Origin of the sequence: Nocardia altamirensis NBRC 108246, from assembly GCF_001612685.1 — a bacterium.
Taxonomy (GTDB): domain Bacteria; phylum Actinomycetota; class Actinomycetes; order Mycobacteriales; family Mycobacteriaceae; genus Nocardia; species Nocardia altamirensis.
In genome coordinates this window covers 1-25,290 of sequence record NZ_BDAY01000091.1, presented here as the reverse complement: position 1 = coordinate 25,290, position 25,290 = coordinate 1, and the positions used below count along the sequence as shown (strand labels likewise).

Genomic DNA, 25,290 nt, shown 5'->3' with positions numbered 1-25,290 from the left:
CGGTGAGCTATTCGGTGCGGGAGTTGATGTTGCCGGTCCTCCGTTATGCGCCATTCGTAGCTGAAGGCCCGCCTGCCGGTGGGCTATTCGGTCCGGGGCGCTGACGTCGTCTCGTACCAATCAGCGCGAGTGGCACATGGCTGCGGCGACACGCCGTCGCTGCCCTCCGTCATGTGCCACTCGTGGCCCAAGACCCGCCTGGTGACGAGCTATTCGGTGCTGGAGCTGACGTCGTCGAGGGCGGCAGCGATAGCGCGGGGGAGTTCGAGGGTTTCGGCGGCGAGCACACCGGTGAGCTGGCCGATATCGCGCGCGCCGACGATCATGCTCGCGACACCGGGACGATCACGGATCCACGCCAGCGCGACGGCCAGGGGTGACGTGCCCAAACCGTCGGCGGCGGTGACCAACGCATCGACCACGCGGGTCGCGCGTTCATCGAGCCTGCTGCGGATTTCGGCGGCGGTGGCTTCGTCGGCACCGCGCGAGTCGGCGGGCACGCCGTCGCGGTACTTGCCGGTGAGGATGCCGCCAGCGAGCGGTGCCGACGCGATCACGCCGACGCCGTGGTGCAGCGCGGCGGGCACGAAATCGGTTTCGGCGCCGCGAGCCAGCAGCGAGTACGACGTCTGCGCGGCACCGAGCGGGACGACGGAGGCGAGACTGGCCAGCTGCCAGGCGTTGAACCCGCGGACTCCCGCGTACCGCACTTTGCCTGCCTGCACCACCTGTTGCAGGGTGGCGGCGACCTCGTCGAGCGGGGTCCGCGGATCCCAGACCGCGACATTCCAGATGTCGAGATGGTCGGTGCCGAGCTCGAGCAGCGTCCGATCGAGCTGACGCAGCAGCGCCCGTCGTGAGGTGTCCACCGCGGCGTGCGTCGGCTGCGGCACGGCAGGCCCCGCGGGCGCGGGCAGCACCCGGGGCGCGACGCCCGCACATCCACTGAGGACGAGATCGTCGCGGGAAACGAGATCGCCGAGCAGCTCGGCCAGGATCCGCTGCGCACCACCGCCCACGTAGGCGGGCGAGGTGTCGACGAGCGTGCCGCCCGCTTCGACGAACGCCACCAACTGCACGGCAGCCTCGTCGGCGTCCGTGTGCGAACCCCACGTATGAGTCGCCAGCCCTATCCTGGACACCCGTAAACCGCTGCGGCCAACCGTCCGCTGTTCCATCACTGTGCCCGCACAATCGTCACGCCGCCAAGCCTAGAGCGTGCACGGCCATGCTTACGCGTCGCTTCGCTCAGCTCCAGCATGACCGCGTGGCGGCGGCACCTATCCGGCAGCCGACTACCGCGCAGCGTCGCACCGAACCGCCTGCGGCGAACGGGGTTACTGCCGAGCATGCCGCAGCCGAGCATGCCGTACCCGCGTCGACACTGTACTGTCGCTGCGGGATTGCGGCGGCGGGCAACGAGGTGCGCCTCGCGAATTGCCTAGGCGGAACAGTTCTTTCGGCACATCAACCACACGGAGGCGGCGCATGAGAGACCAGGAGGCTGCATGACAGGCGAATCGATGACCTGGGTGCAGGCGCTGGTGCTCGGTTTGGTGCAGGGACTGACGGAGTTCCTGCCGATCTCGTCGTCGGCGCATCTGCGGATCGTGTCGGGGGTTTTCTTCGGCGACGACGCGGGCGCCTCGTTCACCGCCGTCACCCAGTTGGGTACCGAGGCCGCCGTCCTGGTGTATTTCGCCAAGGACATCTGGCGGATCGTGCAGGCCTGGTTCACTGTGCTGCTCCGCAAGCTGAGCGCGGTGCGGGAGACCGTCCCGATCACCGATCAGGTCACCACCCGGCTGCCCGTGATCACGTCGGCGGAGGCGGACCGCTACTTCGACGAGGAGGCTCAGCGTCAGCTGGACTACCGCGTCGGCTGGTATGTGATCATCGCCACCATCCCGATCGGTCTGATCGGCTACTTGCTGAAAGACGAGATCCGCACGGCGGCCCGCAATCTGTGGCTGATTTCGTTCATGCTGATCGCGTTCGCGCTCGTCATCGCCGCGGCCGAATATTACGGACGCAAAACCCGTCCGATCGAACAGCTGACCACCCGCGACGGCTTGGTGATGGGTTTCGCTCAGTGCCTTGCGCTGATCCCCGGTGTTTCGCGGTCGGGCGCCACGTCCTCGGCGGGCTTGTTCCTCGGGTTGACCCGTGAAGCGTCCGTGCGGTTCTCGTTCCTGCTCGCGATTCCCGCGGTGACCGCGTCGGGTCTGTTCAGCATCCCTGATGCTTTCAAACCGGCCGGTGAGGGGCTCAATGCCAGTGGACCGCAATTGCTTGTCGCGACCGTGCTCGCCTTCTTCGTCGGTTACGCGTCGGTGGCATGGTTGTTGAAGTTCGTCGCGAAGCATTCGCTGAACTGGTTTGTCGGCTACCGGATCGTGCTGGGTTTGGTGATGATGGGATTACTGGCCGGCGGGGTCGTGTCCGCCACATGAGGTATGCATCGCGAAGCGATTCGATGAGGGGCGGTGGCCGGGTGACGGGTGGGCCTAGGCTGGCGTTATGACGGTGATTCTGCTGCGACACGGTGTGTCGACCTCGAACACCGCCCACACTCTGGCCGGACGCAGCACCGGTGTCGAGCTGACCGAGCGCGGCGAAGAGCAGGCAAGGGCTGTCGCCGACCGCCTCGCCGGGCTCCCGATCGACCGCATCGTGCATTCGCCGCTGTTGCGCTGCCAGCGAACTGTGGCGCCGCTCGCGGAGAAGTTCGGGCTGGAACCGGTCTTCGACGATCGGCTGATCGAGGTCGATTACGGCGAGTGGACGGGCCGACCCATCGCCGAGCTGTTGGCCGAGCCGCTGTGGAAAGTGGTGCAGCGGCACGCCTCCGGCGCGGTGTTCCCCGGCGGTGAGGGTTTGGCGCAGGTGCAGAGCCGTGCGGTGGCCGCGCTGCGCGAGCACGATCGGGCGTTGGCCGAGCAACACGGCCGCGATGCGCTGTGGGTGGCGTGCACGCACGGTGACGTCATCAAATCGGTGCTCGCCGACGCACTCGGCATCCATTTGGACGGTTTCCAGCGAATCGTGGTGGAGCCAGCGTCGATCAGCGTCGTCCGCTACACCCCGACCGCACCGTACGTGTGGCGGCTCAACGACACCGGCACCGACCTTTCGGCGTTGATTCCGCCTGCGCCCGTAGCGAATCCGGATGCCGGGGCGGACAAGGCCGATGTCGATACCTCCGGACCGATTCCCGGCGGTGAGCTGGGTGGTACCGGGAGTGCGGATAATGGGAATGCGGAGCGTTGAGATTCCTTGTACACGGTAATGGGCGTTGTATCCCAGCGCCGTGGGTAGTCGATCAGGGTCACGTATCAGGAGGTGCATGTGTCACGCGCAATCCATGTATTTCGCACCCCCGATCGTTTCGTCGCCGGGACCGTCGGTGAGCCGGGCGATCGCGCTTTCTACTTGCAGGCCGTCCAGGAACCGCGGGTTGTCAGTGTGTTGCTGGAGAAGCAGCAGGTGAAGGTGCTCGCCGACCGGATGGGTCTGCTGTTGGACGAGGTGGCCCGCCGCTTCGGCGCCGAGGTGCCACCGCAGGCCGAGGACATCAGCGACAGCGCTCCGCTGGTGACGCCGATCGACGCCGAGTTCCGGGTCGGCACCATGGGCCTCGGCTGGGACGCCGACGCCAACGCCGTCGTGGTGGAGTTGCTCGCGATCACCGAGACCGAGGTCGACGAGTCCGTGGTGCTCGACGACACCGAGGAAGGTCCGGACGCGGTCCGAGTGTTCCTCACCCCGATCCAGGCTCGCGAGTTCGCGCTGCGCTCGACCCGAGTGATCGCGGCGGGCCGCCCGCCGTGCCCGCTGTGCGGGGAGCCGTTGTCGTCGCGCGGGCATATGTGCGTGCGCACCAACGGATACAAGCGCGGGGACATCTTCGGCGCGGCCGAGCTAGAGGAGTGAACGGTGACGCGGGCCGGGGACCGGCTGCACAGCGGTGAGCTGACAGTGATCGGGCGGATCAGCACCGCCAGCAATGTGACCCTGGTCTGCGACATCCTCGACGAGACCGAGCCGCCGCTGCGGGTGGTGTACAAGCCGGTGCGCGGGGAACGGCCGCTGTGGGACTTTCCTGATGGCACGCTCGCGGGTCGGGAGGTGGCCTCGTACCGGGTGTCTGCGGCGCTGGGGTGGGGTGTGATCCCGGAGACGATTCTGCGGGACGGGCCGTACGGGGTCGGCATGGTGCAGCGGTGGGTGGACGGCGTGGACAACCACACCGAACATGGTGATCGGCTCGACCTGGTCGATCTGTGTCCGCCCGGTGCGGTGCCTGCCGGTTTTCGTGAGGTGTTGCGTGCGCAGGATCCGGCGGGCAACGAGGTGTCGTTGATTCATGCCGACGATCCGCGGTTGCAGCGGATGGCGGTGCTGGATGTGTTGCTCAACAACGCCGACCGCAAGGGCGGGCATGCGTTGGAAGGTGTCGACGGTCAGGTTTACGGCGTCGATCACGGCATTTGCTTGCACAGTGAGCACAAATTGCGCACGGTGCTATGGGGTTGGGCAGGGCAGGCTTTGAGCGAGGCGCTCGTCGAGGACATCACCGCGTTTGCCAAAAATCTGCCTGGGGATGTGGCGGACGAGCTCGCCGAGCACATCACCGATGCGGAGATCGAGGCATTGGTGGATCGGACGCAGGAGCTGATCGAAGACCCGGTGATGCCGACACCGCGCACGTCTCGGCCGATTCCGTGGCCGGCGTTCTGAAAGGTTTTGCCGGCGGGTGCTGTCCGGCAGTGAGTGCATGTTTGCATACTCAGCAGACTTGCACGTCGCGCTGAAACCGGCGCTGCTCCTGGATCGGCGTGAGAGTAGGGCCTGCTCGCCCAACCGGCGTGAGATCGCGTGCGGTGTTTCGGGCAAAGTGGGAACTGGTGGCGGTGGCTTCTCGGCCGATGCCGCCACCAGTTCCCACTCGATCGTGGGTATCCGCGTTATTGCTCTTCGTGCGGGTGGGCGATACCGTCGCCGGACTGGCCCTTCTTGTGGTGGCGTGCGGTGCGGTGTTCGCGATGTGCGGTGGTGTGACGTGCATCAATGCGATTGTGTGTCCCTTCCGCCGACACTTGATTCTGCGAGAGCAAAAACCTTGACATCCCATGATTTGCTGAAATCCGCAGGTCGGGACCGGCAGGTCAGGGGCTCGGCGGGGTGACTGGGCTGGGGTGCGGCGCGATGATCTCGACCACACCTTTAACCTTGAAACATGCAGTCCTGGTCCGATATCGCCCTACCCACCATCCCCGGAGCAGGGCCGCCGTTGCGGTTGTTCGACACCGCTGACCGACAGGTGCGGCCGGTGACCCCCGGTGCCACCGCCACCATGTACGTCTGCGGGATCACGCCTTACGACGCCACCCATCTCGGTCACGCCGCCACCTACCTCACCTTCGATCTGGTCAACCGGTTGCTGCGCGACGCGGGCCACGACGTGCACTACGTGCAGAACGTGACCGACGTCGACGACCCGCTGTTCGAACGCGCGGAACGCGACGGCCTGGACTGGCGTGATCTGGGCAGCCGGGAAATCGACCTGTTCCGCGAGGACATGACCGCCTTGCGCATCGTGCCGCCCCGCGAATACGTCGGCGCGATCGAATCCGTCGACGAGGTCGTCGAATTCGTGCAGAAGCTGCTGGCTTCGGGTGCCGCCTACATCGTCGACGACGCCGAGTTCCCCGACATCTATTTCCGCGCCGACGCCACCGAACAGTTCGGCTACGAATCCGGATACGACCGCGCCACGATGGAGCGGCTGTTCGCCGAACGCGGCGGCGACCCGGACCGCCCCGGCAAGCGCGACACCATCGACGCGCTGCTGTGGCGGGCCGCCCGTCCCGGCGAGCCGTCCTGGCCCGCACCGTTCGGTGAGGGTCGGCCCGGCTGGCACATCGAGTGTTCGGCGATCGCGCTCAATCGCATCGGCCCCGAGTTCGACATTCAAGGCGGCGGCAGCGACCTGATCTACCCGCATCACGAATACTCCGCCGCACACGCCGAGTCCTTGATCGCGGGCCGCCGTTTCGCCCGCCACTACGTGCACGCGGGCCTGATCGGCTTGGACGGCGAGAAGATGTCGAAGTCCAAGGGCAACCTCGTGCTCGTGTCCACCCTGCGCCGCGGCGGCGTCGACCCCGCCGCCATCCGCCTCGGCCTGCTGGCGGGCCACTACCGCCAAGACCGCATGTGGACCGACGCGGTCCTGGACGAAGCCAAGGCCCGCCTCGACCGCTGGCGCCGCGCCACCGCCCTCCCCGCGGGCCCCGCCGCCACCGACACCGTCGCCCGCCTCCGCCAACACCTCGCCGACGACCTGGACACCCCCAAAGCCCTCGACGCCATAGACAATTGGGCCCACCAAGCCCTCACCTACGGCGGCACCGACACCACCGCCCCCACCACAATCGCCACCGCCATAGACGCCCTCCTCGGCATCACCCTCTGACCCCACCACCCAGGTAACCGGATCACCATGCCCCGCCCGTAAACCCCTTCGTCCGCCGAGCGGGACATGGCCGAGGCGACACACCGTCGAAGCCTCGGTGATGCCCCGCTCGATGGTGTGCTTGCGGTCGAAGGGGTCATGGCAGCCTCTGGCGCGGGTTGCGGACGGCTTGGTGCGGCGGCGTGCCTGTGGTGATGTTCCGCTCGGCGGTGTCCCGTTCAGCGGTGTGCTTGCGGTCGAAGGGGTATGGCGGTCTCTGACGCCGGATGCGGGAGCGTTCGTGTGGCGGCGGCGCGGCGGTGATGTCCTGCTCGCAGGTTGCAGGGGCATGGCGGTGTCCAGCGGGGCTCCGAAAGCGCCGGGCGGGCGTGGCTGCGGATGGGCTGGGCTCAGCGGCGGCGTCTCTCGGGTGGGGCCGGGTCTGGTGGTCGGCGACACGGTGCGCCGACTCTGCCCGATCGCATCCATCAGTGCGTCGACCAGATCACCGTCTCCGTCGGCGTTGGCAATGTCGAATCCCAGGTGCTCGCTATGGGTCCCGTCGGTCTGATCGTCCGGGATCTGGGGGTGGGTAGGTTGCGTGTGGCGGGCGGGATGGTTGATTGGGGTGGCGTTCCGTGGTGGGGTGCAGGGGTGTGCAACATTCCTGGGCGGGGCTTGATCGGGCGGCGGACGATGTTGGGTGGCGTGTTCGGGGCGGGGGTGTTGTTGGCGGCGGGGCGGTTGGTGGCCTCGGCTGAGGTGGCGGCGCCGCGGACGGTGGCGGCGCGGCAGCGGTTCTTCGGGGCCGAGGCTGTCGACGCGGAAACCGGTGTGGTGCGGGCGGATCGGGTGGTCCTGTCGTGGGTGGGGTGCACGACGTATGCGATGGCCATCGGCGGCTCGGTGTTTCTGCTCGACGCGTGGGTTCCCCGGCTCACCAGCACCGGGTATGTGCCTGCGACGCCGCAGGATCTGGCGGATCTCGCGCCGGAGGCGATCTTCATCGGGCACGGGCATTTCGATCACGCCGGCGATGCGGGCCGGATCGCGCAGGCGTCGGGTGCGGTGGTGTACGGGACGGCCGATCACGGCGTGAGCATTCGTGCGCAGGTGAGCGATCCGGGATTCCGGACCGTCGCGCTCGGCGACGCGAATTCGCGGCCGGGGGAGCGGCACGATTTCACCGTCGGCGCGGTCGAGGTGACCGCGGTCAGGCACGTGCATTCCGCGCCGACCGCGCCGGAGCGGCCCGGTGGCTCGGCCCCGTTCTTTCCGCTGCCGGAACTGTGTGCGCTGGTGCAGCATCCGCCGACGCTGGCGGGCGTTTTGCAGAGCGTGCCACGCTTGAACGATCCGGAGGGCGGTTCGCTGCTCTACCAGTTCCGGGTGCCCGGATTCTCCGTGGTGTGGCATGACTCCACGGGCCCGTTGACCGAGAAGGCGCCCGAGGTTTTCGACGTTTTCGCGAGCTTGCCGCCGACCGACCTGCAGATCGGTGCCGTCCAAGGCTTCAACCAGATCACCAACGGTTTGCGCGATCCTCGCCGCTACCTCGAGGCGATCAGCCCGAGCCTGTTCGTCCCCACCCACCACGACAATTGGCTGCCCGGCATCACTGCGGGCGCCGCCAACTACGACCCACCTTTGCTCGACGAACTCGCCCGCATCCCGGCCCCCAGCCGCCCCGAGTTGCGCGCACTGCACGATCCTGCCGACTACCTCCGTCCCGACCGTCTGACCTTCCGCCTCTGAGGTTGCCTCAGCCGTCGCGCATACCGGATTGATCAGTGAACCTCGGCGCCCTCGCAGAGCGAGCGGACCGTTGCGCTGCCGACATCGCGCGCACCGCGACCTGTGTAGCGGATTGGTCTGCCCACCTGGAGGCCGCGGCAGATCTTCCTGCTCGACCCGGCCGTCGCTACATCCACCGATCTCGTCTATGAGCTGGCCGTGTGCCGCTGCGCTGACCGCGTTCGTGAACGAACGAACCGTCGGTCGACGCTGCCGGATGGATGACGATCGGAAGCGGGACTCGGCAGGGCGCCGAATTGGCGTGTGTGGCATGATTGCACGGCATGCCGCAACGCACGGACTGCCGAAAGTGATGGGGGCGGATGGCAATCCGCGGGGTTGCACGAAAGGGTTTGGGGCGGGCCAAGGCTAGCCCGCCGCGGCCTCCGCAGACGCAACGGGCTCGTGGACTCCTGGCGTGAGGTCAGACGTGTAGAGGCGTTCGATATCGGGCGCGTACTTCGAGGCAATCGGCTTGCGCCGCAACTTCATCGTGAGTGTGATCTCGTCCCCGCCTGGCTCCCAGAAGGCGGGCAGGACGGTGAAGCGCTTGATCTGTTCCACCCGCGAGAGTTTGGTGTTGCCTGCCGCGACGCCGCGCGCGATCTCGGCGATCACCCGCGGGTCCGCGGCCAGCGCGGCGGCCGAGGCGTCGGGCAGACCGTGTTGGGCCGCATAGGGTTCGGCGGTCTCGGCGTCGATGACGATGAGTGCGGTGTTGAACGGTCGCCGGTCGCCGATGGTGGCGATGGATCCGATCAGCGGCGTGGCCGCCTTGATGGCGTTCTCGATGTTGGCCGGGGACATGTTCTTTCCGGCGGAGTTGATGATGAGTTCCTTCTTGCGGTCGACCACGCGCAGGTATCCGTCGGCGTCCTGAGTGAGGATGTCGCCGGTGTGCAGCCAGCCGTCGGCGTCGATGGCTTCGGCGGTCTTGACCGGTTCGTCGCGGTAGGTGCGCATGATCGAGGGGCCGCGCACCAGGAATTCGCCGTCCTCGGCGATGGTGGATTCGAGGCCGGGCAGCAACCGGCCGACGGTGCCGAGGCGGGAGTCGTCCGGTGCGCTGACGCTGCCGACGCAGGTCACTTCGGACATGCCCCACACCTCGCAGATGGGCACGCCGAGTCCGAAGAAGAAGCCGAGTGTCTCCGCCGGGATCGGCGCGGCACCCGACATCGCCCACTTCACCTGATCCAGGCCGAGTTTCGCGCGCAGCTTGGACAGCACGGCGGCGTCGGCCTTGGCCCATTCGGAGGCGAGCTCGTCGTCGATGGGTGTGCCGGCAAGCTGCGCGACGGCCTTGCGGCGTGCGACACCGAGACCCCATTGCAGGCCGGCGCGGGTAGTCTCGTCGGGTTCGTTGGCGGCCGCGAATTCGAGTGCGGCCTTGAACTTTTCCCATACCCGCGGCACCGCGCCCCAGATCGTCGGCCTGGTATCGACGAGCGCTGCGAGCAGTTGGGCCCGGTCGGGGACCACGGTGATCTGGGTGCCGAACACCTCCTGCAGGTACAGCGCGGTGAATCGGTCGGCCATGTGCGCGGTCGGCAGATACGAGGTCTGCCGGTCACCGAATTCGACGGGGAGTACAGAGGCGAAGGCGTGCGCGTCGAAGATCAGGTTGGCGTGGGTGAGCTCGACGCCTTTCGGATTGCCGGTCGTTCCCGAGGTGTAGCAGAGCGTCGCGATATCGTCGGGCTGTACCGCGCGCCAGCTCGCCTCGAAGTCGAAGTCGCTGCGGCCCAATGCTTTCAGTTCCTCGACGCTGATCGTGCCGTCCGGCGCGCCGTCGAGGCTGACGATCGTTTCGATCGGCACTCCGGCCGCGCGGACTCGTTCGACGTATTGCGCCTCGCAGATCACCACTCGGTTGCCCGCGTTGCCGAACACGTAGTTCAGCTGCTCGGGCACCAGCGTGTTGTACACCGAGAACGATGTCGCTCCGGTGTGCTGTGCGCCCACTTCGAGTGGGTAGAACTCGACCCGGTTCGCCATCATCAGTGCCACCGTGTCGCCGCGGCCGATGCCGAGCGCCGCGAGCCCCGCCGTGATCGCCCGCACCTGGTCGGCATACTCCCGCCAGGTCAATGCCTGTGCGCCGCCGATCGATCGGACGGCGACCGCGTCCGGATCAATCGTCGCCACCCGCTGGAATGCGGCACAAGACGTAGTCGGTTCGCCCATCGCACAACCCCGTTCCATCCATCGATCTATCTCAGACGGTAAAGGCCGTGATCCGACCCGGGGACGTTTCGATTGATTTCCTTCCCAGCCAGCGCAATTGCGGTAGTGCGGTGCATCCGCTAGATCCTGTCAGCCACGATCCGTCGCGTAGTACGGAACATCACGACGCCCCGTGCTGACCGTCGCCGAGGACGTGATCGTGCTCGGCCGCCAGCCCGAGCTGGAGCATGCGGTCGCGAACCTGCCGCGTTATCGGCGTGTCGCCGCCGCCATGCCCCGGCGAACGGCCGAGGAGCTGACGAGTGGCACATGGCTGAGAGCTCTACTCGCGTTTTGCCGCAGCCATGTGCCACTCGTGCACGCCGGGGATGGGCGTGGTGCCGCCCCGGGTGTGTCGGGGTGTGCGGGTCGGGGCAGGCTGGAGGATGGGTTCTGTTCGGTGTCCTGCGACTCTGTGCAGTTCGGTGGCGTTTGATAGACACCTACCCCGTAGGGGTATATGGTCGACTGGTTGGTCTGACCGACAGCACGCCTCGGCTCGACGTCCGAGCTGAGCGTTCCGAGCGAGGAGTGAGGCCCGTGAACCACGACACGCAGCACCGCCATCCGGCGCTACGCCGCACCGCAGTCTTCGATGTGCACGGACTGCACTGGGCCAGCCAAGCGAATGTCGTCACCGCCGTCCTCCGCCGCCGCCCCGGCGTGCTGGATGTGGCCGCCAACCCGACCGCGCAAACCGCCACCATCACCTACGACCCCGACCTCACCTCGGTCCCCGACCTGGCCGCCTGGATCCGCGACTGCGGCTACCACTGCGCAGGCCGCTCGGTCCCCACCCACCTCTGCGACCCCCTGATCGAGCCCGCCGCCAACCACTCGACCCGCCCCGACGCATCCGAGGCACCCGCCGCAGCGACGGCGCCCGGTGACCAGCCCGGCCAATCGGCCGCAACTGTGGGTGGACATGGCGACCACTCGGGTCATGGTGAGGGTGTAGCCGAGGATGCAAGCCATGCTGCTGCGGGTGGACATGGTGACCATGCGGGTCATGGTGAGGCCGAAGGTGCGGGTCATGCGTTGGCGGGTGGGCATGGTGACCATGCGGGTCATGGTGAGGCCGAAGGTGCGGGTCATGCGGTGGCGGGTGGGCATGGTGACTATGCCGGTCGTGGTGGGGCAGTAACTCATTCGGCGGCGGGGCACGGTAACCACGCCGGTCGTGGTGGGGCGGTAACTCATTCGGCTGCGGGTGGACATGATGACCATGTGGGTCATGGTGGGGGCGCGGACCATTCGGCGGCGGGGCACGGGGGGCATGCCGGGCACGGGGGGATGTCGATGGCTGCGATGGCGGCCGATATGCGCAATCGGTTCGTGGTGGCGGCCGTGTTCTCGGTATTGGTGATGTTGTGGTCGCCGATGGCTACCGACATGTTCGGGGTGCATCTGCCGGTGCCGTTCGGGTTGCGGCAGGACGTTTGGGCGCTGGTGTTGAGCTTGCCGGTGATCTTCTACTCGTCGGCGATCTTCTTCACCGGCGCGGTGGCGGCGTTGCGGGCGCGCACGTTGGACATGATGGTGTTGGTCGCGGTGGGGATCGGGGCGGGCTGGCTGTATTCGCTGGCGATCACGGTGACCGGCGGCGGCGAGGTGTTCTATGAGGCCTCGACGATGCTGGCCACGTTTGTGTTGCTCGGACATTGGTTCGAGATGCGGGCCCGCGGCGGTGCCAACGACGCGATCCGCGCGTTGATCGATCTGGCGCCGCCCAAGGCGGAGGTGATCCGCGACGGCCAACCAGTCGAGGTGCCCACTGCCGAGGTGGTGGTCGGCGATCTGCTGCTGGTGCGGCCCGGTGCGAGGATCGCGGTCGACGGCGTCGTCGAGGAGGGCGAGAGCGAGGTCGACGAGTCGATGGTGACCGGCGAAAGCCTGCCGGTGCACAAGGAATCCGGCGCGACGGTGATCGGTGCGTCGTTGAACGTCAACGGCACGTTGCGTGTTCGTGCCACCAAGGTCGGTGCGGATACTGCCTTGGCGCAGATCGTGGAACTGGTTCAGCAGGCGCAGAATTCGAAGGCGCCGGGACAGCAGCTAGCCGATCGGGCGGCGTTCTGGCTGGTGTTGGTCGCATTGATCGGCGGCGCGTTGACGCTGACCGTCTGGCTGCTTGCCGGTGCCTCGTTCGCCAAGGCCATGCTGTTCGCGATCACGGTCGTCGTGATCACCTGCCCCGACGCACTCGGCCTCGCCACACCGACCGCGATCATGGTCGGCACCGGGCTCGGCGCGAAACGCGGTGTGCTGTTCAAGAATGCGCTGGCGTTGGAGGCCGCAGCACGCATCCAGACGGTGGTGCTGGACAAGACCGGCACCCTGACGAAGGGCGAACCGGAAGTCACCGACGTGGTGACCGCGGAAGGTTTCACCGCCGACGAGGCGCTGCGGTTGATCGCCGCGGTCGAACGCGAATCCGAGCACCCCCTCGCCGCCGCCATCGTCCGACACGCGGAATCCATAAGTGCCGCACCGCAGTCCGCAAGTGATGGTCACCGCACGGCGCACGAGGACGGCCGGGATGTCGCTACCACGGAGAAGGCCGACGTCAGTGCCGCATCCGTCAGTGCCGCATCCGTCAGTGCCGCTGCACTATCCGCAGGCGATAGTCGCCGGCGCGAGGACGTGGACAGCCGGGATGTCGCGACCACGGAGAAGGCTCACGTCAGTGCCGCATCCGTCAGTGCCGCTGCACTATCCGCAGGTGATAGTCATCGGCGCGGGAACGCGGACAACCTCGATGCCGCGACCGCGAACAACACACGCGGAGGTGCCGCACCGCTGTCCGCGGTCAAGTTCGAGAACGTTCCAGGCCACGGCGCGATCGCCGAGGTCGACGGGCATCGCGTGGTAGTCGGCAACCGCCGCCTGTTCGAGCGCGAACACATCGATCTGGGATCGCTTGCCGCGCAACGCGATCGGCTCGCCGATTCGGGCCACACCGCGGTTCTCGCGGCGATCGACGGCACGGCTGCCGCGGTGATCGCGTTGGCCGACGCGCCGCGCGACACCTCCGCCGCCGCGGTCGCCGAACTGCACGACCTCGGCATCGAGGTGGTGATGCTGACCGGCGACAACCGCGCCACCGCCGCACGCATCGCCGCCGACTTGGGCATCGACACCGTCATCGCCGAGGTGCTGCCCGGTGACAAGGCGGCGAAAATCGCTGAGCTGCAACGCGGCGGCCGCAAGGTGGCGATGGTCGGTGACGGCGTCAACGACGCCCCCGCGCTGGCGGGCGCCGATCTCGGCATCGCGATCGGCGCGGGCACCGACGTCGCCATCGAGACCGCGGATCTGGTCTTGATGCGCTCGGACCCGCTCGATGTCCCCACCGCCCTGCGCATCGGCCGCGGCACCTTGCGCAAGATGCATCAGAACCTGGCGTGGGCCGTCGGCTACAACACGATCGCGCTGCCGATCGCCGCGGGCGTGTTCGTTCCTGCCTTCGGCTTCACCCTGCGTCCGGAGATCGCGGCGATGTCGATGTCGGGCTCGAGCATCATCGTCGCCCTGAACGCCTTGTCCCTCAAACGCCTCCGCCTACCATCCGCCGACAACCCCCGCTGAACGCCCCCAGCACCTGCTTCGCGTCGAGGGGGCAGTGGTGGCGGGGGCTTCTCGGCCGATGCCGCCACCATTGCCCCGATGATCAACCGACCAACTCCAGAACGGGTGCGGATTCGCAGTAGGGGTGCGGATTTCGGGCGTTGGCGGGGCTGACCGCGGTCGCAGGGGACACCAGCGATCCCGTATATGGGGATCGAGGGCGTGGTTTCGCGTCGAGTGGGAACTGGTGGCGGAGCCTACTCGCGCGATGCCGCCACCAGTTCCCAGTGATCAGTCGACCAACTCCGTATAGGTGATCGCCTGCGGCACCTGGTGGTCGCCGACGGCAGCCGCTGAGCCCGACGAACCGGTCTGTACATGTCTGAGACGCTGTCCTAGATTCGGTGGCTATGGACACGATTGAGTTGACCGCGCCCGATGGGCGGCTCGAGGCGATCATGGCGCGGCCGTCCGGGGCTGGTCCGTGGCCCGGTGTGGTGGTCATCCACGACGGAGTTGGGTTCAGCGCGGATCTGCGGCGCACCGTGCGGATGCTCACCGACTACGGGTATTTGACGATCGCGCCGAATCTGTTCTCGCGCGGGCGGGTGCACTGCATTCGCACAATCTATCGGGCTCTCGTGCAGACCGGGGAGGGGCCGCCGGTGCGCGATGTGATCGCCGCCCGCGACCGGCTCGTCGCCGACCCCGACTGCACCGGCCGCACCGCGGTGATCGGCTTCTGCATGGGTGGTGGTTTCGCATTGCTGGTCGCGCCCAAGGGTTTCGACGCCTCCGCGCCGTTCTACCCGACGCTCTACGGCGACTACCGCACGCTGCTCGAGGGGGCATGCCCGGTGATCGCCAGCTACGCACAGCGCGACCCGATGCTGATCGGCGCACCACGCAAACTCGATGAGGCACTGACCGAACACGGCGTCGAGCACGACGTCAAGGTCTACCCGAAGGTCACCCACGCCTTCGCCAACCTGACCCCCGCCGACCCGTTGCTGCGCGTCACCGGCCTCGGCTACAACGAGGACGCCACCCGCGACGCCTGGCAACGCATCTTCGCCTTCTTCGACACCCACCTGTCGGAGCCGACCAAACCCTGACCGTGCGTCGCCTGCTCCGCAGATAGCGCGGCGGCCGCCGTTATTCCCCGCGCCACTGCGGTGTGCGCTTCTCGGCGAACGCGCGCGGTCCTTCGGCGGCGTCTTTGCTGACGAACACCGGTGCGGCTTCCTCGAAGCTCATCTGCCAGATCGGGGTCTCCCAGTCGGAGCCGAAGTCGTTGACGCGGTGGATGATTCGTTTGGAGGCGCGGACCGAGAGTGGCGCGTTCGCGGCGATCGTCTCGGCCAGTTCGAGCGCGCTGGGCAGCACCTGGTCGGCGGGTACGACCCGGTTGACCAGACCCTAGTGCAGCGCTTGGGCGGCATCGATCGGTGTTCCGGTCAACGCCATCTCGAGCGCGATCTTGGGTGGCACGGCACGCGGCAGCCGCAGCAATCCGCCTGCCGCGGCGACCAATCCGCGCTTGACCTCGGGCAGTCCGAGCGAGGCCGCGTCGCTCATCACCGCGAGATCACTGGCCAGCACGATCTCGGTGCCGCCGCCGAGCGCGAAGCCGTTGACGGCGGCGATCAGCGGCTTGTCCACGAAATGCTGGACCAGCCCGGCGAATCCGTACTCGGGGTGCGCCGGGTCGTGAATCCCGTTGCCGCGCGCCAATTCCTTGAGGTCGGCTCCGGCGCAGAACGCCCGCCCGGCCCCGGTGATCACCCCGACCCGCAGCGCGGGGTCGGCGGCGAGTTCGTCGAGCGCGGCACCGACCGCGCTCGACAACGCGGCGTTCACCGCGTTCATCGCATCGGGCCGATTCAGCGTAATGACGGCGATGTGGCCTCGGCGTTCGATGGTTGCGGCGTCGGTCAAGGCGGACCCTCCTTCGCGTGTGATCATTCGAACCTACCGGCACCGGACAGTCGTGCGTCGTGGTGTCTCGGTGGGCGAGCCGGTATTCCTGACTCGACCCGCCCCACGATGCCCGGTCCGCACCCTGCTCCCGTGCGAGACTGAGCGCGTGAGTGGGCCTAACACAGACATTCAGCACGAAAAGGGCGACACCGAGGGCACTCCTGCGCCGCAGGACCGCGCCACTCCGCCCGATCGAGCCACCCCGCCCGATCGCGGTGACGTGATCGGTTCCGGCATCATCTGGATGGCGAAGTGGGCGCTGTGCATCGTCGCGATCGCGGCGGGCACCTGGGTGCTCGGCACTGTCGTCGGCAGGCTGTGGGTGGTGATCCTGCCGGTGGCGCTCGCGGTCGTCGTCGCCACCGTGCTGTGGCCGCCGACGCGATGGCTCACCCGGCGCGGCTTGCCGCCGGCACTGGCCGCGTCGATCACCGTGGTCGGCTTCATCGCGCTGCTGTCCGGTGTCGTCGCGTTGATCGTGCCGTCGGTGGTCGATCAGGCGCCGGAGCTCGCCGACAAGGCGACCGCGGGCGTCAACCAGGTGCGCGACTGGTTGCAGGGCCCGCCGTTGCGCATCCGCGACGAGCAGCTCGATTCGGCGGTCGACGCGATCGTCTCGCGGCTGCAGTCCAGCGCTCAGCAGATCGCGACGGGAGTGTTCAGCGGCGTGAGCGCGGCGACGTCGGCGATCATCACGCTGTTCCTCGTGCTGGTGCTCGCTTTCTTCTTCGTCAAGGACGGCCCGCGGCTGCTGCCGTGGATGCACACGGTGTTCGGCAGCCGCAGCGGCCGCCACGTCGAGGAGGTCGCCCACCGGGTGTGGGACACCCTCGGCGGTTTCATCAGGACCCAGGCGCTGGTCAGTTTGATCGATGCGGTGTTCATCGGCGCCGGGCTGGTGATCCTCGGTGTGCCGCTGGCGCTGGTGCTTGCCGTGGTGACGTTCCTCGGCGGGTTCATCCCGATCGTCGGCGCGGTCGTGGCCGGCGCGCTCGCCGTGCTCGTCGCCCTTGTCGGCAACGGTTTCACCACGGCGCTGATCGTGGTCGGCATCGTCATCGCGGTGCAGCAGCTCGAGGGCAATGTGCTGCAGCCGGTGTTGCAGAGCCGGAGCATGAAACTGCACGCGGTGATCGTGTTGCTCGCCGTCACCGCGGGCGGTTCGCTCTACGGGATTGTCGGTGCGTTTCTCGCCGTTCCGGTCGCGGCTGTCGTCGCGGTCGTGATCCGCTATATCGGCGAGCAGATCGATGTGGTCACCGCCGCGCCGCCGGAGTCGGACGAGGAGATCGAGCCCGCACCGAAGTAGGTCGATTGCCCAGGTGCGCTACATATTTCGCACGGTAACTGCTACCAGCAGTTTCGCTGGACGAGGCGGTGGACCTCGTACCACGCCGACAATCTCGATGGGGTACTGTTCGGACCTCTCCGCCCCCGTGTTCACCCATCCGTCCCCCCATCCGAACGAACAGAACGGCGCCAGCGCATGTCACGAGTGGTCACCAAGGAGCAGTACTTCGACACCGCTCTGGAGGTGCTCGCCGCGTTCGGTTTCAAGGGCCTGAATATCGGCGTGCTGTGCCGGCGGCTCGGCGTCACCAGCGGCTCGTTCTATCACCACTTCGGCAGCTGGCAGGGCTTCGTCGACATGCTGCTCGAGCACTGGGAGAACCGGCAGGTGCTGATCCTGCGCACGCTGAAGTTCAACCAGGGCAACCCCGATGACGACATCCGGGCCATGTCCGATCTGGCCGTCGGCCTGCACCACGCCGCGGAGGCCGCGATCCGCGCCTGGGCCGCCAACGACGAATCGGTGAACCTCGCGCTCAAGCGGGTCGACGAATCCCGCAGGCGCACTGTGCACAAGGCGATCATGGGTGTCGTCGCCAACGAGGAGACCGCCGAGGTGGTGACCTCGCTGGGCATGGCGATGCTGATCGGCTACCAGCAGATCGCGGCGGGCGGGGAAAACCTGTCCCTGGACCGGTTGCTCACCGAGTATGCGCGCCTGATCTATTCGCACGCGCCCCGCGCAACTCAGCCGAGCAGCTCGTCCACATAGCACCAGCGCCACGCCTCGCCAGGCTCCACGCTGCGCATCACCGGATGCCCGCTGCTCTGGTAATGCTTGGTGGCGTGGTTGCCGACCGAGGAGTCACAGCACGCGATGTGCCCGCAGGACAGGCACATTCGCAGGTGCACCCACGTCATGCCTTCGGCGAGGCATTCGGCGCATTCGCCGGGTTCGACCGGTTCGAGCACCAGCGGCGCGGCCCGCAGGTGCACGCAGTTCTCCGCGGCGAGCGGTCCGGCCAGGGTCTCGACCCGGTCGTCGTCGGCCTCGTCGAACCGGTCGATCATCGATTCCTCGAGGTCGAGCCTGGCCAGCACGTGCTGCAGGATCTCGTAGTCGACCGTCCCCGAATCACGAACACGCAGCACGGTTTCGCGTTCAGCCGTGAGCATCTCCAGCCGTAGCCTGCGGTATTCGGCGGTCGGCGTCGCCTGCTCGGCTTCGGCGCGCCCGAGCCGCTCCCAGGCGGCATTGGCCTTCCAGGACACTCGATCCCGTAGCTGCTGCACCACCCCCGGCGGCGTGTCCGGCCTGATCTGTTCCTCGAGCGCGGCGAGCCCTGCGGTGGCGGCCTGCTGCAGCAGACTCGCTTTGCGCAACGCGTCCTCGGCACGGCTGGGCCCACGCAGATCCAGCAGCCGCACCAGCCACGGCAGCGAGGTGCCTTGCAGCAGCAGCGTTCCCGCGACCACCACCAACGCGAGCAACTTCAACACCGGCAGCTGCGGGGTGTCCGCGGGCAGCAACAGCACCGCGGCAAGGGTGACGACGCCGCGCATGCCCGCCCACGACACCACCGTCGAATTCCGTAGCGGCACCGCGGTATTGTGCCCGATCTTGCGAAACAGCAACGACCACGGGAAGATCCACAGCGGCCGCGCCACCATCACCGCGAGCAGCACCGCGACCGCGCTGATCACCAGCGTCGTATGATCGAGCCCGCTGCGCCACGCGCCCTCGAGGATGCCACGCACCTGCAACCCGATGATCACGAACACCGAACTCTCCAGAATGAACTGGATGGTGCGCCAATTGGTGCGCTCGGCGATGCGTGAGGCCGCGCTCTGCCACACCGGCGCCCCGTGCCCGAGGATCATGCCGCAGGTGACCACCGCGATCACCCCGGAGGCGTGAATCCCCTCGGCGGGCAGGTACGCCGCGAACGGCGCGAGGAACGACAGCGTCGTGTCGAGCACCGGGTCGGTGATCCGGCGGCGCAGCAGCGCAAGCAGATACGCGACGACGACGCCCACCGCCGCGCCGCCGCCCGCGGCGAGCAGGAAATCCCCGCCTGCCGTCCACACCGACACCGCACCGGCCGACGCCGCGATCGCCGTGCGCAACGCCACCAGCGCGGTCGCGTCGTTGAACAGCGATTCGTCCTCGAGGATCGTGACGATCTGCCGCGGCATCCCGATCCGGCGCGCGACCGCCGTCGCGGCCACCGCGTCCGGCGGCGCCACCACCGCACCGAGGGCGACCGCGACCGCGAACGGCACCGGAAGCAACCACCAGACCACCGTCGCGACAAGGAAGGTCGTGAACAGCACCAGCCCCACCGAAAGCGAGGCGATGGTGCGCACGTTCGCCCGGAAGTCCACCAGCGAGGTCCGGATGGCCGCGGTGTAGAGCAGCGGCGGCAGCAGGCCGAGCAGGATGATCTCCGGGTCCGGATGGATCGCGGGCACGAACGGCAGATACGACGCCGCGACTCCGGCCAGGGTCAGCACCAGCGGTTCGGACACCCCGAACCGGCGGGCGAGCGCCGCCAACGCTGCCGCTGAGGCAACAAGAACCACCAAGCCGATCGCGACATGCACTGTCGCATTCTCGCAGAGCGTCCGCGTAGCGAACTCGCGCGCGGTAGATGACGTGTCCGCTGTCGACGGATTTCCTGTGAAAGCGGGGTCGAGGGTCCATGCTTGTCGGCGACAAGGAGGTAGGCATGGAGGAGTTCGCGTCCTGGCGGGCGCATGGCAGGCGGTTCACCCACCGCGGCCATCAGATCTTCTGGCGAGACGGCGGGGACGGTCCCGACGGCACACTGCTCTGCATCCACGGGTTCCCGACCGCGTCCTGGGATTGGCATGCGGTCTGGCCCGGCCTGTGCGAGCGGTTCGCCAGGGTGATCGCACCGGACATGATCGGCTTCGGGTGGTCGGCGAAGCCGCTGAACTACCAATATTCGATCGCCGATCAGGCCGATATGCACGAGAATCTGTTGCGCGCGCAGGGGATAAGCCGGTTCCACATCCTGGCGCACGACTACGGCGACACGGTCACCCAGGAGTTGCTCGCACGCGACGGCGAGCGTCGGGTCGCCGGTGACGAGTCGTTGGTGATCGAATCGGTGTGTCTGCTCAACGGGGGCTTGTTCCCGGAGACGCACCGCGCTCGTCCGGTGCAGAAGTTGCTGGCCAGTCCGCTGGGGCCGCTGCTCGGCCTGGTCGGCACCGAGCGGGCGTTCACCAGTAGCTTGGCGGCGATCTTCGGTCCCGAGACCAAGCCGAGCGACGAAGAGCTGCACCAGTTCTGGATCCTGTGGTGCAGCAAACGAGGGAAGCGTAACGGGCACAAGCTGATTCGCTACATGGCCGAGCGTCGTCAGCATCGGGAGCGGTGGGTCGGTGCGCTTCGTGACGCGCCGATTCCGACCAGGCTGATCGACGGCTTGCTCGATCCGGTGTCCGGGGCGCACATGGTTCGCCGCTATCGCGAACTGATTCCCGAGCCCGACGTGGTGGAGCTGGCGAAGGTCGGCCACTATCCGCAAGTGGAAGCCCCGAAGGACGTCCTCGCGGCGTTCCTGGATTTCCACGCCACGCGGGTCGCCCACCGCACGAGCTGAACCTGGTCGACGGGGCATGCGGACCGCCTCGATGCCCCGTCGATCTGTGGCAGAGGTACGTCGGGCGTTCTGCCCATGGTTTGACGCCGTGCGTGTCGCCCACTGCGCAGCGACACTGCCCGGCGTGCTCGACGCCGCCGCACGGGTGCGCACGGCCGTCGGTGCGCCTGCGGCTGACTCTCATCGACGGCGGCATGCGGACCGCGATCGTCGTCCGTCGGTTCGATATGTGTGTGGAGGGCGGCCGTCCTCCGTCGATCTGCGGTCCGGTGACAAGCCGGGACGCGCACCGACGCCTCGCTGACCGGGTCGAATCGACCCATGCCACGTCACGTTTATGGGGTATCCCATAACATGGTGGTATGACGACTCGGCGAACTCGTGGTGATGGATCTGTGCGGCCGCGTACGGGGGACGCGCGACGGCGGATGGTCGAGGGCGCGATCGAGTCGTTGCGCAGCCACGGCGCCAGCGCAACCAGCGTCGATCGGGTGCTGGCCAGCACGGGTGCGCCGCGCGGCTCGGTGTATCACCATTTCCCCGGCGGGCGCACCGAGCTCATCAGCGATGCGATCACCGCGGCGGGCTCGTTCATGAGCACCTTCATCGAGGAGCTCACCCGCGAGCACGATCCGCTGACCGCGCTCGACGAGTTCGCCGCGTTCTGGCGGCGTACCTTGGTCGACAGCGATTTCCGTTCCGGCTGCCCGGTGTTCGCGGTCGCCGTCGAAACCAATGACGACACACCGGAATTCGCGCGCGCCGCGGTGGAGATCTTCGCCCGCTGGCACCGCGCGCTCGCCGAGATGCTCGTCCGCGAGAACGTCGCGCAGGCCAGGGCGAACCGCCTGGCCACGCTCACGGTCGCCGCGTTCGAGGGCGCTATCGCGCTGGCTCGCGCCCAGCACGACATCACCCCGCTCGAGGATGTTGTCGACGAACTTCGCGTCGTGCTCGGCAGCGTCGCTCCCGCCTGACCGGCATTCCCCGGCAGTGCACCGCTTGACACGCCTATTATGGTGTAGGCCATAGTCAAGAACGGGTCCGGGTTCGACTGAGGCGAGAGCGTTCTCGTGCCGGCCGTTGCCACGCGCATCGAAGGAGCCGCTGATGTCCGCAGATTTGTCGAGGAGCCGCGCGCTCCCGCGCACCGACCTGGGCGAGCGGGTCGCCCGATGACCGCGGTGCAGGGGGAGTGGCACAAGACCGCGTGCATCCTCTGCGAGAACAACTGCGGCCTGCTGATCCAGCTCGAGGACCGCCGCTTCGCCAAGATCCGCGGCGACAAGGAGCACGTCGCCTCCGCCGGCTACACCTGCAACAAGGCGCTGCGCCTGGACCACTACCAGAACGGCGGCGCCCGCCTCACCGCACCGCTGCGCCGCGAGGCCGACGGCAGCTTCACCGAAATAGACTGGGACATCGCCATTTCCGAGGTCGCCGCGCGCCTCGCCGCGGTGCGCGACCAGCACGGCGGCGACAAGATCTTCTACTACGGCGGTGGCGGACAAGGCAATCACCTCGGCGGCGCCTACAGCACCGCCCTGCGTCGCGCCCTCGGCGCCCGCTACCGCTCCAGCGCGCTGGCGCAGGAGAAGACCGGCGAAGGCTGGGTCGACGCGCACCTCACCGGCAGCCACACCACCGGCGATTTCGAGCACGCCGAGGTGTCGGTGTTCCTGGGCAAGAACCCATGGCAGTCCCACGGGGTGCCGCGGGCTCGCACGGTGTTGCAGCAGATCGCCAAGGATCCCGCCCGCTCCATGATCGTGCTGGACCCGGTGCGCACCGAGACCGCCGACCTGGCCGATATCCACCTGCAGCTGCGCCCAGGCACCGACGCGTGGTGCCTGACCGCGATCCTGGCGGTCCTGGTCCAGGACGACCTCGTCGACCACGCGTTCCTGGCCGAGCACACCACCGGTTCCGAGGCGGTGCTGCACGAGCTGTCCGGCATCGACGTCGCCGCCTACGCCGAAACCGCCGGTGTCCCCGAGGCGCTCGTGCGGGCAGCCGCCCAGCGTATCGGCACCGCGGCCAGCGTCGCCACCTACGAGGACCTCGGCGTCCAGCAGAGCCCCAACAGCACCTTGATCTCGTATCTGAACAAGCTGCTCTGGTTGCTCACCGGCAACTTCGCCAAACCCGGTGGCATGCACCCGCATTCGTGGATGGCGCCGCTGGCCGGATACAGCCGCGACGTCAAACTCACCCCCGTCACCGGCGCGCGCATCCTCGGCGGCATGGTGCCGTGCAACTCGATCTCCGAGGAAATCCTCACCGACCATCCCGCCCGCTTCCGGGCCATGATCATCGAATCATCGAATCCCGCGCACTCGCTGGCGGATTCGGCTGCTTTCCGGCAGGCGCTCGACGCGCTCGAACTCGTCGTCGTCATCGATGTCGCCCTCACCGAGACCGCACGCCGCGCCGACTACGTGCTGCCCGCGGCCAGCCAGTTCGAGAAGTGGGAAGCCACCTTCTTCAATCTCGAGTTCCCGCACAACACCTTCCACCTGCGTGCCCCCGTGCTCGATCCGTTGCCGGGCACCCTGTCCGAGCCGGAGATGTACGCGCGGCTCATGCGCGAGCTCGGCACGGTCGGCAGCGGCAAGCTCGCCGTGCTGCGGGCCGCCGCGAAACTCGGTCGCCGCCCGTACAAGTGGGCGTTCGCCGCGCTGCTCGCGACCGACAAGTCCTTGGCCGGGGTTGCGCCGTACGTGCTGTACGAAACGCTCGGCCCGACCCTGCCCGACGGCGCCCGTGCCGCCGCGGTGCTGTGGGCGCTGGCCCAGCGCATCGCCAAGGTGTATCCGGCGGCCATGCACCGCGCAGGCCACCGCGACGCCGACGCCCTGTTCGACGCGATCCTCGCCGGCCGCTCCGGTGTCACCTTCACCGTCGACGATTACGCCGACGCCTGGGATTACCTACCGCACCCCGACAAGCGCATCCCCGTCGCGATCACCGAACTCCTGCCCGCGCTACACGGCCTCGCCGACACCCAGGCCACCCACACCAGCACCGAGTTCCCGTTCGTCCTTGCCGCGGGCGAACGCCGATCCTTCACCGCCAACACCATTTTCCGCGACGACACCTGGCGCCGCCGCGACCCGGAAGGCGCGCTGCGCCTCAACCCCGACGACGCGGTCCGGCTCGGCCTGAGCACCGGCGACCAGGCCCGCATCACCACCCGCCGCGGCTCGGCGATCGCCGCCGTCGAAATCAACGACCGTATGCAGCCAGGCCACGCCTCGCTGCCCAACGGTCTGGGCCTGGACCTGCCCACCGGCGACACCACCCACCGCACCGGCGTCGCCGCCAACGAACTCACCGACCTCACCTGGCGCGACGCCATCGCAGGCACCCCATGGCACAAACACGTCCCGGCCCGCATCGAACCCCTCCAACAGACCTGAACGTCCGCGTCCGCTCGCCCCTGCGGTAGCAGCCTCATCGGTCAACCGCACACTCGCTCGGGCCTGAACGTTCGTGTTAGCACGCACCTGGGCTACAACCTCAGGCGCCAAATCGCACACTCGCTACGTCGACAGGGGCGCTGGCGCTGAAGTCCGCACCCCTTCTGTGAATCCGCACTCGCTGCGGGCTGCCAGAAGGAGTGCGGATTCACAGAGGGAGTGCGGATTTCGCTCGACCGCAGTGCCGGTCGCACGCAGCCGGACGGGCTTTGGCGCCGAGTGGGAACTGGTGGCGGAGGCTACTCGCGAAACGCCGCCACCAGTTCCCACTCGATCTAGAACCAGTCGCTGAGTCATACCGGTAGCGCGGCAGGCGACTGGCAAGGTGGCGGGGAAGTGGTCTACCGGTGAGGCGTGCATAACGAGCCGGGCAAATCGGTGGCTCTCATGGGGACAGCGCAGGTGGGGGACCGTAAAGTTCCGCTCATGGCGTTTCAGCTCGAAGTTCTACCGGCTCCACCCTTGCAGTTGACGCCGGAATGCTTGGTACACACCGGGATTGTGCGGTTGTTCGTGACGGGCATGCTCGTCCAGGGTTCCGGTGCGCCGCCGGAACAGTTCGGGTTCTTCGTGCCCACCGCGACCCCGCTGCTGCCCGCCGCTCAGGAACCGCGCCTACTGGCCGAGGCGTATTTGATGACCGGCATCGCGACGTCGGTCTCGGGCAACTTCCCGTTCGGTGTCGCCCATGTCGAGGGCTCCTACTTGTCCGACCCCCGCGGCGGCGCCGACCGCTGGCTCTACGTCAGCGGCGCCGCCTACATCGGCCGCGAAATCCGCATCGGCTATCGAGTCACCGTCCAGTCCAACTGATCGCGCCACCCGGGAGGGCGTCGAGCAGGACCCACAGAGGTCTCATACGGTT

General features: G+C 67.8%; 17 protein-coding genes and 2 pseudogenes. 15 read left to right on the top strand and 4 right to left on the bottom strand.

Features of this window, described 5'->3' with window-relative positions:
* Nucleotides 1-209: 209 nt before the first annotated feature.
* A complete protein-coding gene (locus NA11_RS36375) occupies nucleotides 210-1,178 on the bottom strand; it encodes an aldo/keto reductase (RefSeq protein WP_069166619.1) in 969 nt (322 codons plus the stop codon).
* A gap of 330 nt (nucleotides 1,179-1,508) precedes the next feature.
* Between NA11_RS36375 and NA11_RS36370 the strand changes: the two genes are divergently transcribed.
* From NA11_RS36370 to NA11_RS36345, 6 genes are all read left to right on the top strand, one after another.
* Nucleotides 1,509-2,453, top strand: coding sequence for an undecaprenyl-diphosphate phosphatase (locus NA11_RS36370; protein WP_174567784.1), 945 nt, complete (start codon nucleotides 1,509-1,511; stop codon nucleotides 2,451-2,453).
* Nucleotides 2,454-2,520: 67 nt separating this feature from the next.
* Nucleotides 2,521-3,270, top strand: a complete 750-nt coding sequence (locus NA11_RS36365) for a histidine phosphatase family protein (RefSeq protein WP_069166618.1) — start codon at nucleotides 2,521-2,523, stop codon at nucleotides 3,268-3,270.
* A 78-nt stretch (nucleotides 3,271-3,348) separates the two neighbouring features.
* Complete coding sequence (locus NA11_RS36360; RefSeq protein ID WP_069166636.1) at nucleotides 3,349-3,933, top strand: DUF3090 domain-containing protein; 585 nt, start codon at nucleotides 3,349-3,351, stop codon at nucleotides 3,931-3,933.
* Nucleotides 3,934-3,936: 3 nt separating this feature from the next.
* Nucleotides 3,937-4,740: an SCO1664 family protein gene (locus tag NA11_RS36355; RefSeq protein ID WP_069166617.1), complete on the top strand. Its 804-nt coding sequence runs from the start codon at nucleotides 3,937-3,939 to the stop codon at nucleotides 4,738-4,740.
* Between the two features lie 499 nt (nucleotides 4,741-5,239).
* The gene (gene mshC, locus NA11_RS36350; protein WP_069166616.1) at nucleotides 5,240-6,478 is read left to right on the top strand and encodes a cysteine--1-D-myo-inosityl 2-amino-2-deoxy-alpha-D-glucopyranoside ligase; all 1,239 of its coding nucleotides are present in this window, start codon (nucleotides 5,240-5,242) and stop codon (nucleotides 6,476-6,478) included.
* Between the two features lie 531 nt (nucleotides 6,479-7,009).
* Nucleotides 7,010-8,212: an MBL fold metallo-hydrolase gene (locus tag NA11_RS36345; protein WP_245746458.1), complete on the top strand. Its 1,203-nt coding sequence runs from the start codon at nucleotides 7,010-7,012 to the stop codon at nucleotides 8,210-8,212.
* Between the two features lie 408 nt (nucleotides 8,213-8,620).
* On the opposite strand, the gene fadD11 is transcribed toward NA11_RS36345, so the two are convergent.
* Complete coding sequence (gene fadD11, locus NA11_RS36340; protein WP_069166614.1) at nucleotides 8,621-10,438, bottom strand: fatty acid--CoA ligase FadD11; 1,818 nt, start codon at nucleotides 10,436-10,438, stop codon at nucleotides 8,621-8,623.
* Between the two features lie 309 nt (nucleotides 10,439-10,747).
* Between fadD11 and NA11_RS47260 the strand changes: the two are divergent.
* The 3 genes and pseudogenes from NA11_RS47260 to NA11_RS36320 all read left to right on the top strand — a co-directional run.
* Nucleotides 10,748-11,191, top strand: a pseudogene (locus NA11_RS47260) (heavy-metal-associated domain-containing protein); the annotation flags it as partial.
* Between the two features lie 579 nt (nucleotides 11,192-11,770).
* Nucleotides 11,771-14,065, top strand: coding sequence for a copper-translocating P-type ATPase (locus tag NA11_RS46880; RefSeq protein WP_369691183.1), 2,295 nt, complete (start codon nucleotides 11,771-11,773; stop codon nucleotides 14,063-14,065).
* Between the two features lie 389 nt (nucleotides 14,066-14,454).
* Nucleotides 14,455-15,159: a dienelactone hydrolase family protein gene (locus tag NA11_RS36320; protein ID WP_069166611.1), complete on the top strand. Its 705-nt coding sequence runs from the start codon at nucleotides 14,455-14,457 to the stop codon at nucleotides 15,157-15,159.
* A 40-nt stretch (nucleotides 15,160-15,199) separates the two neighbouring features.
* On the opposite strand, the pseudogene NA11_RS36315 reads toward NA11_RS36320, so the two are convergent.
* Nucleotides 15,200-16,009: pseudogene (locus NA11_RS36315) on the bottom strand (crotonase/enoyl-CoA hydratase family protein).
* 235 nt (nucleotides 16,010-16,244) lie between these two features.
* Here NA11_RS36315 and NA11_RS36310 point away from each other — a divergent pair.
* Nucleotides 16,245-17,333, top strand: a complete 1,089-nt coding sequence (locus NA11_RS36310) for an AI-2E family transporter (RefSeq protein ID WP_069166610.1) — start codon at nucleotides 16,245-16,247, stop codon at nucleotides 17,331-17,333.
* A 177-nt stretch (nucleotides 17,334-17,510) separates the two neighbouring features.
* A complete protein-coding gene (locus NA11_RS36305; protein ID WP_069166609.1) occupies nucleotides 17,511-18,086 on the top strand; it encodes a TetR/AcrR family transcriptional regulator in 576 nt (191 codons plus the stop codon).
* On the opposite strand, the gene NA11_RS36300 is transcribed toward NA11_RS36305, so the two are convergent.
* Nucleotides 18,062-19,918 (bottom strand): Na+/H+ antiporter, encoded by a 1,857-nt coding sequence (locus tag NA11_RS36300; protein WP_069166608.1) that lies wholly within the window; start codon nucleotides 19,916-19,918, stop codon nucleotides 18,062-18,064. The two genes, NA11_RS36305 and NA11_RS36300, sit on opposite strands and share 25 nt — an antisense overlap.
* Before the next feature lie 125 nt (nucleotides 19,919-20,043).
* Here NA11_RS36300 and NA11_RS36295 point away from each other — a divergent pair, with 125 nt between their 5' ends.
* The 4 genes from NA11_RS36295 to NA11_RS36280 all read left to right on the top strand — a co-directional run bounded on the left by NA11_RS36295 (nucleotide 20,044) and on the right by NA11_RS36280 (nucleotide 25,238).
* A complete protein-coding gene (locus tag NA11_RS36295) occupies nucleotides 20,044-20,946 on the top strand; it encodes an alpha/beta fold hydrolase (RefSeq protein ID WP_069166635.1) in 903 nt (300 codons plus the stop codon).
* A gap of 362 nt (nucleotides 20,947-21,308) precedes the next feature.
* Entirely contained in the window at nucleotides 21,309-21,923 is a 615-nt protein-coding gene (locus tag NA11_RS36290; protein WP_245746457.1) for a TetR/AcrR family transcriptional regulator, read from the top strand.
* 198 nt (nucleotides 21,924-22,121) lie between these two features.
* Nucleotides 22,122-24,365: a molybdopterin-dependent oxidoreductase gene (locus tag NA11_RS36285; protein WP_069166606.1), complete on the top strand. Its 2,244-nt coding sequence runs from the start codon at nucleotides 22,122-22,124 to the stop codon at nucleotides 24,363-24,365.
* 486 nt (nucleotides 24,366-24,851) lie between these two features.
* A complete protein-coding gene (locus NA11_RS36280; RefSeq protein WP_141718043.1) occupies nucleotides 24,852-25,238 on the top strand; it encodes a hypothetical protein in 387 nt (128 codons plus the stop codon).
* Nucleotides 25,239-25,290: the final 52 nt, after the last annotated feature.